General features: G+C 68.4%; 5 protein-coding genes. 2 read left to right on the top strand and 3 right to left on the bottom strand.

Going from position 1 to position 10185, the window contains the following annotated elements:
* The first annotated feature begins 631 nt into the window (after positions 1–631).
* Both Q4I23_RS12025 and Q4I23_RS12020 read left to right on the top strand, forming a co-directional pair.
* Entirely contained in the window at positions 632–4615 is a 3984-nt protein-coding gene (locus Q4I23_RS12025) for a Pls/PosA family non-ribosomal peptide synthetase (protein ID WP_498526389.1), read from the top strand.
* Between the two features lie 238 nt (positions 4616–4853).
* Entirely contained in the window at positions 4854–6488 is a 1635-nt protein-coding gene (locus Q4I23_RS12020; RefSeq protein WP_237903529.1) for a fumarate hydratase, read from the top strand.
* Between the two features lie 62 nt (positions 6489–6550).
* Here the strand turns inward: Q4I23_RS12020 and der are convergent, their stop codons facing one another.
* From der to Q4I23_RS12005, 3 genes are read right to left on the bottom strand one after another with little or no spacing between them, the layout of a single operon-like run.
* On the bottom strand, positions 6551–7954 hold the full coding sequence (gene der, locus Q4I23_RS12015; protein WP_145625897.1) for a ribosome biogenesis GTPase Der: 1404 nt from the start codon (positions 7952–7954) through the stop codon (positions 6551–6553).
* Between the two features lie 36 nt (positions 7955–7990).
* Positions 7991–9373: an outer membrane protein assembly factor BamB family protein gene (locus tag Q4I23_RS12010; RefSeq protein WP_454018417.1), complete on the bottom strand. Its 1383-nt coding sequence runs from the start codon at positions 9371–9373 to the stop codon at positions 7991–7993.
* Positions 9373–10017, bottom strand: a complete 645-nt coding sequence (locus Q4I23_RS12005) for a tetratricopeptide repeat protein (protein WP_174440526.1) — start codon at positions 10015–10017, stop codon at positions 9373–9375. The genes Q4I23_RS12010 and Q4I23_RS12005 overlap by 1 nt, the downstream gene beginning before the upstream one ends.
* Between the last annotated feature and the right edge of the window lie 168 nt (positions 10018–10185).

Raw genomic sequence — 10185 nt, 5'->3', positions numbered from 1 at the left:
TCCGCGGCCAACGGTCAAAACCGCCGCCTGCGCATCCCTTCTCACAACACGGTATCAACGATTTCCAAGATCCCGCGACTCCAGGAGAACCGCAATGCCCCGAGCCCAACCCCTTCAAGGAGCGGGCCGCCAGGGCCAGATTGTCTCTGTGTTTCCGACCCGTTGCCGCCTCGTTGGCGGCCACCGCGTCGGGAGGCGCTTTATATGCGTGGTCCCCCGGGGGTGGCAAGCGCTTTTTTCGTCCCACAGCGATTTTTCCGCAGTCTACTCCAGACGCACATGACACCCTTTTCATTGGTCGTTCCATGTTGAGGCCCGCATAGTCGGGCGAACGGCCGGAAGGACCTTCCGCTTGGACGCGGCAGTAATCAATGGTTCGTTAACCAAAATCCGGTAAGGTTGTACAACGGCACAAAGCAGCCGCCAGCCGACCGCCGGGACCAGCACATAAGTCCGACCGCCGCGATTGCGCTGAACCATTTTATAAAGGCTGACAAGCGTGACATTGCTTCGCACGCCGACCTTGGTCGAAGCCCCGAGCGCCGGCCATCGTTCGTCCGAATCTTCGAACGATGCCCTCTCCTCTCCCCTTCCCTCCCTTCCTGTTTCCGGCGTGCTGCGGGGCAGCGCGATGCCGGAATTGTTTCGGGACGAACTGCTGTCCGACATCTTCGCGGACACCGCGCGGGTCATGCCGGAGCGGACCGCCATTCTGTTCGACGGGCGCCGCGTCAGCTACGGGGAGTTGGAGTCCCGGGCGAACCGTGTCGCCAACGCGTTGCGCGCGCGCGGCTACGGTCCGGGAAGCTTCGTCGGCCTGTGGATGACGCGGTCACTCGACCTGCATGTGGCGCTGCTCGGCATTCTGAAGGCCGGCGCGGCCTATCTGCCCTTCGACGCCGACGCGCCCGCCGAACGCGTGGCGGTCAGTCTTGCCGACTGCGCCGCGCCGGCCGTCCTGGTGGACACCGTAACCGCGTCGAAGGCGACCGGGCTCTCCGTGCCGGCGCTGCGGCTGGAGGATATGAACTGTGATGACGAGCGTGCGCCCGATCTGCGCGCGGAGGGCGTCACCCGGGATCATCCGGCCTACGCGATCTACACCTCGGGCTCCACCGGCAAGCCCAAGGGCATCGTCATCAGCCACGCCAACATCTGCCACTACCTGCGCGCCGCCAACTGCCTGTACGGCATCACCGGCGAGGATGTCGCCTTCCAGGGCGCGTCTGTGGCCTTCGACCTGTCGCTTGAGGAGATCTTCGTGCCGTATCTGGTCGGCGCGACGCTCTGGGTGGCGAGCCGGCAAGTGCTGGACGAGGCCGACCGGCTGGCCGACGTGCTGAACGACGCTGGGATCACCGTGCTGGACACCGTGCCCACCCTGCTCGCCATGCTGCCCAAGGACGTGCCCAGCCTGCGCATTGTCATCCTGGGCGGCGAATCCTGCCCGCCCGCGGTGGCCGCGCGCTGGTGCCGCCCGGGTCGGACGATCTTCAACAGCTATGGCCCGACGGAGGCGACCGTCGTCGCCACCGTGGCCGAGGTTCACCCGGACGAGCCGGTCACCATCGGCCGGCCGATTCCGAACTACAGCTGCTATGTGGTGGACGAGGCGATGGCGCTGGTCGCCCCCGGCACCCAGGGCGAGTTGCTGATCGGCGGGCCAGGAGTGGCGCAGGGCTATCTGGGGCGTCCGGATCTGACCGCCGAGAAGTTCATCCGCAACAGCTTCGCCATCCACGGCAACGACCCGGTGCTCTACCGCTCCGGCGACGCGGTGAGCGTCGATCCGAACGGCAACCTGCTGTTCCACGGCCGCATCGACGACCAGGTCAAGATCCGCGGCTTCCGGCTGGAGCTGGGCGAGATCGAGGCCAAGCTGACCGACATGGCCGGCGTGAATCAGGCCACCGTGGTGCTGCGCAACGACAACGGGCTGGACCGGCTGGTCGCCTTCCTGGTGCCGCAGGCCGGCGCCGCGCTGGACAAGACGGCGCTGCGCGACCAGTTGCGCGCCCAGTTGCCGAGCTACATGGTGCCGTCGCATTTCGAGGTGACGGACCGCCTGCCCCGCCTGACCTCCGGCAAGGCTGACCGCAAGGCGCTGCAGGCTGCCCCGCTGACCGACGACACCGGCCCCGGCGAGCCGGACGAGCCGCAGACCCCGACGGAGGCCGCCCTGTTGGAGGCCGCCAAGCGCGTCTTCCCCGGTCAGGCGGTGCCGCTGGAAGCCGACTTCTTCATGGATCTGGGCGGGCATTCGCTGCTCGCCGCGCGGTTCGTGTCGGCGGTGCGGGAGACCCGGCATCTCGACGGGCTGACCCTGCAGGACGTCTATGGCGCCCGCAGCCTGCGCGCTATGGCCGAGCGGCTGGACGCCCGCGCGCCGCACGGCGGCAATGGCGGCGGGGCGGAGCGCAAGGACCGCTCCTTCACGCCGCCGCCCCTGATCCGCCGCTTCCTCTGCGGGGCGGCGCAGGCGGCGGCCCTGCCCTTCATCCTGGCGCTGATGACGGCGCAGTGGCTCGGCGTCTTCGTCAGCTACATGCTGCTGTCAGGCGAAGACGCGAATTTCCTTCAGGAAATCGCCACGCTGCTCGGCGTCTATATGATCATCAACGCGGCCACGGTGGTGATCGCCGTCGCGGCCAAGTGGCTGGTCATCGGGCGGACGAAGCCCGGGCGTTACCCGCTGTGGGGCGCCTATTATTACCGCTGGTGGCTGGCGCAGCGCTTCATCAGCCTCGTCCACCTGAAGTGGTTCCAGGGCTCGCCGGTCATGCGGGTCCTCCTGCGCGCGCTCGGCGCCAAGGTGGGCGACGAGGCGCTGATCGGCGAGTTCGAGTCCGGGGCCATCGACCTCGTGACCATCGGCGCCGGCGCTTCGATCGGCGGCAAGGTGAAGCTGGCGAACGCCGAGGTGATCGGGAACGAGCTGGTCATCGGTGCGGTGGACATCGGCGCGGACGCCTATATCGGGACGTCTTGCGTCATCGGCATGGACGCGGTGGTCGGTCACGGCACGGAGCTGGCCGACCTGACCGCCCTGCCCGCCGGCGCACGCACCGGCGCCTATGAGCGCTGGGACGGTTCGCCCGCCCGCCGCATCGGCAGCGTCGATCGGGCGGAATTGCCCGCCCCGGCGACCGCCGGACGGCGGCGCCGCGGGCTGAACGCCGCCTTTTACACGGCGATGCTGCTCGCCCTGCCGCCGATCTCGCTGATGCCGATCTTCCCGGCCTTCTACCTGTTCGACAATCTGGACGGGGTGCTGGGGTCGGTGTTCGGAGTCAGCTACCTCTATTACCTGCCGCTGATCGCTTGGCCGACCGCCATGGCGCTGGTCGCGGTGACGGTCTGCATGATCGCTGCCGTGCGCTGGATCGTCCTGCCGCGCGTCGAGGCCGGCACCTACTCGGTGCACAGCGGCTTCTACCTGCGCAAATGGATGGTGGCGCTGTCCACCGAGGTGATGCTCGACACGCTCAGCTCGCTCTACGCCACGGTCTACATGCGGGCGTGGTACCGGCTGATGGGCGCCAAGATCGGCAAGGACGCGGAGATCTCGACCAACCTCGCCGGGCGCTACGACCTCGTCGAGATCGGCGAGAAGTGCTTCATCGCCGACGAGGTGGTTCTGGGCGACGAGGACATTCGCCGCGGCTGGATGTTCCTGAAGCCGGTGAAGACCGAGGCGCGCGTGTTCGTCGGCAACGACGCGGTGGTTCCGGCGGGGGCCTGCATCCCCACCGGCTCCCTGATCGGCATCAAGTCGAAGCCGCCCGCCAACGAGGCGATGTCCGCCGGGGAGACGTGGTTCGGCAGCCCGCCGATCAAGCTGCCGGTGCGCCAGCGCTTCGACGGTGTCGGCGCCAACTGGACCTATGAGCCGTCCAAGGCCCGACGTCTGGGCCGCGCGGTGTTCGAGGCCTTCAGCCTGTCGATGCCGACGATGCTGTTCATCACCTTCGGCACGCTGGCGGTGGAGCTGTTCGCCCCGGCCATCCTGGAGCAGCGTTACGGCGCTTTCCTGGCGCAGTTCCTGGCGGTCAGCGTCGCCATCCCGGTGGCGATGGTCGCGGTGGTCATTCTGGTGAAGTGGCTGCTGATGGGCCGCTACACGCCCACCGTGAAGCCGATGTGGTCCTGGTGGGCCATGAAGACCGAAGCGGTGGCTGTGCTCTACTGGGGCCTTGCCGGCAAGGTGCTGCTCGACCATCTGCGCGGCACGCCGATGCTGCCCTGGGTGCTGCGCCTGTTCGGCACCAGGTTCGGCGAGGGCGTCTTCATGGACACCACCGACATCACGGAGTTCGACTGCGTCTCGGTCGGTGACCACAGCGCGGTGAACGCCCTGTCGGCCCTGCAGACCCACCTCTACGAGGACCGCGTGATGAAGGTCGGCTGCGTGAAGGTCGGCCGCGGCGTTACCATCGGCGCCGGGTCCACCGTGCTGTACGACACCAGCGTCGGCGATTACGCCCATCTCGGCCCGCTGACCCTGGTCATGAAGGGCGAGGAAATTCCGGCACACACGGAATGGGCCGGCGCCCCGGCGGAGCCGGTCGTCGAGGGTCAGCCCGAGTTGACGGCTCAGTTCAAGAGCGCTGCGTAAGGTCTTGCCCGTGTTGGTGTGTTGCGGCCCGGCTTCCAGCGCTTCGGTGGTGGGTCCGGGCCGCATCGTTTCCGGGCCGAGGTCAGACCCTTTCCTTAACGCCGCAGGGCGTTCCGTTCCCGTTGTGCGCCGGGCGCAGGGGTGTATAACGGTGCGCGAGCGTGGCCCTGGCCCTTTTGCGCGCTCCAACGCGCCGCATCGGGGCCTGTGACCCAAAAACAGGAAGGAAGCCCCCCGAATGCCCGATGACATCAGCCCCGCCCGCGGCGCCGCGACGCTGTTTCCGCTGGCCAAGGACGACACGACCTACCGCAAGCTGACCTCGGATCACGTCTCGGTCGTCGAGTTCGACGGCGAGCAAATCCTGAAGGTGGAACCGGAGGGCCTGCGCCTGCTGGCCGAAGAGGCCTTCAAGGATATCAACCACCTGCTGCGTCCCGGCCATCTCGGCCAGATCCGCGCGATCCTCGACGATCCGGAAGCCTCGCCGAACGACAAGTTCGTGGCGCTCGATCTGCTGAAGAACGCCAACATTGCCGCTGCCGGCACGCTGCCCATGTGCCAGGACACCGGCACCGCCATCATCATGGGCAAGAAGGGCCGCCGCGTCTTCACCAAGGGTGGCGACGAGGCCGCGCTGTCGGAAGGCGCCCGCGACGCCTACCTGAAGCGCAACCTGCGCTACAGCCAGCTCGCCCCGATCTCCATGTACGAAGAGAAGAACACCCGCAACAACCTGCCGGGCCAGGTCGAGATCTACGCCGAGGGTGAGGACGCCTACAAGTTCCTGTTCATGGCCAAGGGCGGCGGGTCGGCCAACAAGACCTTCCTGCATCAGGCCACCCCGTCGGTGCTGGCGCCGGACCGGCTGCTGAAGTTCCTCGAGGACAAGATCCGTTACCTCGGCACCTCGGCCTGCCCGCCCTACCACCTCGCCATCGTCATCGGCGGCCTGTCGGCGGAGCAGAATCTGAAGACGGTGAAGCTGGCCTCGGCCCGCTACCTCGACAACCTGCCGACCGAGGGCGGCGAGGACGCGCACGCCTTCCGTGACCTCGCCATGGAGGCGGAGGTGCACAAGCTGACCCAGACCATGGGCATCGGCGCGCAGTTCGGCGGCAAGTATTTCTGCCACGACGTCCGCGTCATCCGCCTGCCGCGCCACGGCGCCTCCATGCCGATCGGCGTCGGCGTGTCCTGCTCGGCCGACCGTCAGGCGGTGGGCAAGATCACTAAGGACGGCATCTTCCTGGAGCAGCTGGAGACCGATCCGGCCAAGTACCTGCCGGAGATCACCGACGGCGATCTGGCCGGCGAGGTGGTGAAGATCGATCTCAACCAGCCCATGAGCGAGATTCTCGCCACGCTGAAGCAGTATCCGATCCGCACGCGCCTGTCGCTGACCGGCCCGCTGATCGTCGCCCGCGACCTTGCCCACTCCAAACTGCGTGCGCGGCTGGACGCCGGCGAGCCGCTGCCCGACTATTTCAAGAACCACCCCATCTATTACGCCGGTCCGGCCAAGACTCCGGAAGGCTATGCCTCGGGCTCCTTCGGTCCGACGACCGCCGGGCGCATGGACAGCTTCGTCGAGCAGTTCCAGGCGGCGGGCGGCTCGATGGTCATGCTGGCCAAGGGCAACCGCAGCCCGGAGGTGACCGCGGCCTGCCAGAAGCACGGCGGCTTCTATCTGGGCTCCATCGGCGGCGCCGCGGCCCGTCTGGCTCAGGACTGCATCAAGAAGGTGGAGTGCGTCGAGTATCCGGAACTCGGCATGGAGGCCATCTGGCGCATCGAGGTCGAGGACTTCCCGGCCTTCATCATCGTCGATGACAAGGGCAACGACTTCTTCAAGGAATTGAAGCTGGCGTAACCGGTGGCGCGCCCCGTTTCCCTTCCCCGCCCGGCGGGGAGGGAGACGGGGGGCGCAACGGCTCAATCATCCGCGTAGGGGTTCTTCTGCTTCCGCAGCAGCAGCCGCACCGGCACGCCCGGCAGGTCGAACGTCTCGCGCAGATGGGCGATCAGGTAACGCTGGTAGCTTTCCGGCAGATCGAGCGGCTTGTTCACGAACAGCGCCACCGTCGGAGGGCGCGCCTTCACCTGAGTGGCGTAGCGGATCTTCACGCGCCGGCCTTCGACCAGGGGCGGCGGGTGGTGATCCAGCACGCCCTCGATCCAGCGGTTGAGCTGGGCGGTCGGAATGCGGCGGTTCCACTGCCCATAGGTCGACAGGATCGAGTCGAGCAGCGTGTCCAGCTTCTTGCCCTGAAGGGCGGAGATGGTCACGACCTCCACGCCCTTGATCTGGGCCAACGCGGCCTGGAGCTTGTCCTCGACCTGGCGCAGGGCCATGGCGCGGTCGTCCACGGCGTCCCACTTGTTCAGCGCGATGACCAGAGCACGGCCCTCTTCCACCACGGTGCGGGCGATGGTCAGGTCCTGCTTGTCGAGAATCTGGTTGGCATCGACCACAAGGAGGACGACTTGCGCCATGCGGACCACGCGCAGGGCGTCGGCGACGGCCAGCTTCTCCACCTTGGCATCGACGCGGGCGCGCCGGCGCATGCCGGCGGTGTCGACGAGACGGAACTTGCGGCCCCGCCATTCCCAATCGACGCTGATGGCGTCGCGAGTCATCCCGGCCTCGGGGCCGGTCAGCACGCGCTCCTCGCCGATCAGGGCGTTCAGCAGGGTGGACTTGCCGACGTTCGGCCGTCCGACGATGGCAATCTGGATCGGGCGGGCACGCTCCTCGTCGGTTTCCGGCTGGTCGCCGACGGGCAGTTCCTCTTCACCCTCCCCCTTGACGGGGGCCGAAGCCTTCTCGACCGCCTCCGGTTCCGGCGGGGCGTAGGGCAGCAGGGCCTGGACCAGATCGGCCATGCCCTCGCCATGCTCCGCCGACAGCGCGAGAGGGTCGCCCAGGCCGAGCTCGAAGGCTTCATAGAGTCCGGTCATCCCCACCTTGCCTTCCGCCTTGTTGGCGACGAGGATGACGGGGGTCTTGCTCTTGCGCAACAGGGCCGCGAAGTGGCGATCCAGGGGTGTGATGCCGGTACGGGCGTCCACGATGAACAGCGCCACGTCGGCGCGTTCCAAGGCGCGTTCGGTCTGGCGGCGCATCCGCGCCTCCAGGCTGTCGTCGGTGACGTCCTCCAGGCCCGCGGTGTCGACCACGGTGAAGGACAGCCCGCCCACACGGGCGGGGGCCGAGCGCCAGTCGCGCGTCACGCCGGGCGTGTCGTCGACCAGCGCCAGCTTCTTGCCGGCCAAGCGATTGAAGAGAGTCGATTTGCCGACATTCGGCCGACCGACGAGAGCAACGGTAAAGGACATCGGGCCGGGGGCCTTATAAAGAACCAAGGATGGCGATCAGCGGTACGCCACCAGCGTACCGTTCTCGCCCAGGACATATAGGGTGTTGTTCGCCACGACCGGAGGCAAATAGGTGGAGGCCGGGAGCGAATAGCGGGTCAGCACCTGCCCGTCGGCGGGCGACAGGGCGAGCATCTGGCCGTTCGACCCGGTGACGTAGAGCTTGCCGCCGGCCAGGACCGGACCGGACCAGGTGATCGGCCCCTTCTTGTCCTCCGGATCGGTGAACTGGGCGAGTTGCGCGACCCAACGGGCGTGACCGGCCTGACGGGTAAGGGCGACCAGTTCCGAATCGTTGGTGACGACGAACAGATAGTCGCCGGCGATCCAGGGGGTCTGGGTGCCGCCGATCTCGGCTTCCCACAGGCGGATGCCGATGCGCTCGTCGATGGCGATCATGCGGCCGGAATGGCCGATCGCATAGACGACGCCACGGTCGATCACCGGAAGGCCGCGGATGTCGGCGAGGCTGCTCAGGGCGCCGCTGCGGCGGATCGCCGCCAGGCTCTCCTGCCACGCCACGCGCCCGTTCTCCGGACGCAGGCCGTACAGCTCGCCGGAGGAGTAAGGGGCGACGATCAGGGTCGGCGAGGCCGCCGGGCTGACGGCGCCCAGCAGGCCCGCCGTCTCCAGAATGCCCTGATGCGACCACTGCACGGCACCGTCGGAGGCCGACAGGGCTGTGAGCTGGTTGTCCAGCGTCAGGACGAGGACGCGCCCGCCCTCGACCGTCGGCGCGCCGCGGACCGGGCCCGGCACACGCTTGCGCCAGATGATCGAGCCGTTGGCGGGATCGAGCGCGACCACCTCGCCGAAACCGGTGGCCGCGAAGACGCGTCCGTCGGCGAAGGCGACACCGCCGCCGCTGGCGCCGCCGCGCTCCTTCTCCGGCTTGGTGTCGATGCGCCAGAGCTGGCGCCCGGTGCGCTCGTCCAGGGCGGCGACGTGCGAGTCGGCGTCCATGGCGAAGATACGTCCGTCGGCGATGACCGGCGTCGCCAGAAGCGAGCGGGAGCTGCTGGCCCCCGTGCCAACGTCGCCGCGCCACGCCTCGGCGGGGGTAGCCGACAGAGCGAGGTTGCCGCCGGCGTGTTCCGGCGTGCCGCCGGGCTGCGCCCAGGCCGGGTTGGCGACGGCGGTCGGCAGAGCGACCGGCGTGCCGACCAGCCGCTGGTCGACCTCGACCTTGCGCTCGCGGGTAAGGACGGAAACCCGCTCGCCCGGCAGGGGCGGATCGGGGGTCTTGCCGAACCACCCGCTGACGGTGTCGCAGCCGCTGAGCAGCACGGCGAGCAGCGGGGCGGAGAGCAGAGCGGTGCGCAGGGAGGGGCGCTTCGCGGTGGGGTGCGCGGTCGGGGCGGCCATGGGAATGCGGGTCATCAGCTCTTGCCGTAGAGGGTGGCTAGATCGGCGGCGCGCGACCGGACGCCGGCCGGAGCCTGCGAGTCGTCGGCCAATTGCTGGAACAGGGTGCGCGCACGCTCCTTGTCCCCGGCGCGGGCGGCGAGCACGGCGCTCATCTCGCGGGCGGAGAAGCGCCAGGGATTGGCATCCGCCGTCAGAGGCTGGAGCCGCGCCTGAAGCTGGGCCGGATCGCCGGATTCGAGCTGGTGCATCACCGAGAGCAGGGCCGCCAGTTCGCGGTAGACCGCGGCGGCGCCGGCGTTGTTGGACAGCGTGTCGTAGACGGCCACGGCCTCCGCGGTCTTGCCCTCGCGGGCCAGCAGGGCGGCGGCGTTCAACTGGGCCAGCGCGGCCATGCCGGGGTCGGACTTGGCGGCGAAGGCGGCCAGGGCCTCGACGCCCTTGTCCGGCCCCTGGGCGGCCTGGGACAGGGCGGCGGCCAATGCCGTCGTCCCGCTCTCCTTCTGCGATTGCTGCCAGTTGCGCCAGGCCACCGTGCCGCCCGTCGCGGCGACGACCGCCAGCGCGGCCGCCAGCATGATGCCGCCGTAGCGCTTGAACACGCGCTCCATGCGGTCGCGGCGCAGATCCTCGTCGACTTCGCGGAAAATATCGCTCATGGCTCTACAGCGGCATCCTACGGCACGAAAACCGTTACAGCGGGGATTGCGCCCGCGCGCGGCTGCGGCGGGCGGTTCTGATGGTTCAAAGGGCCGGATAGCATTGGGCGCCGCACGCGGTCAAGGCGCAACGGCGCCCATCCGGGTATTAAGGCTGCGCTTTGGGCG

This window comes from Azospirillum sp. UFLA03-27, assembly GCF_059803775.1.
This window is presented reverse-complemented; position numbering and strand designations above follow the sequence as displayed.

What these genes read in the sequence shown, in the direction of transcription:
- Q4I23_RS12025 (WP_498526389.1), top strand. Translation starts at nt 632, where the DNA reads ATGCCGGAATTGTTTCGGGACGAACTGCTGTCCGACATCTTCGCGGAC.
- Q4I23_RS12005 (WP_174440526.1), bottom strand. Translation starts at nt 10,017, where the DNA reads ATGAGCGATATTTTCCGCGAAGTCGACGAGGATCTGCGCCGCGACCGC.
- Q4I23_RS12020 (WP_237903529.1), top strand. Translation starts at nt 4,854, where the DNA reads ATGCCCGATGACATCAGCCCCGCCCGCGGCGCCGCGACGCTGTTTCCG.
- Q4I23_RS12010 (WP_454018417.1), bottom strand. Translation starts at nt 9,373, where the DNA reads ATGACCCGCATTCCCATGGCCGCCCCGACCGCGCACCCCACCGCGAAG.
- der (WP_145625897.1), bottom strand. Translation starts at nt 7,954, where the DNA reads ATGTCCTTTACCGTTGCTCTCGTCGGTCGGCCGAATGTCGGCAAATCG.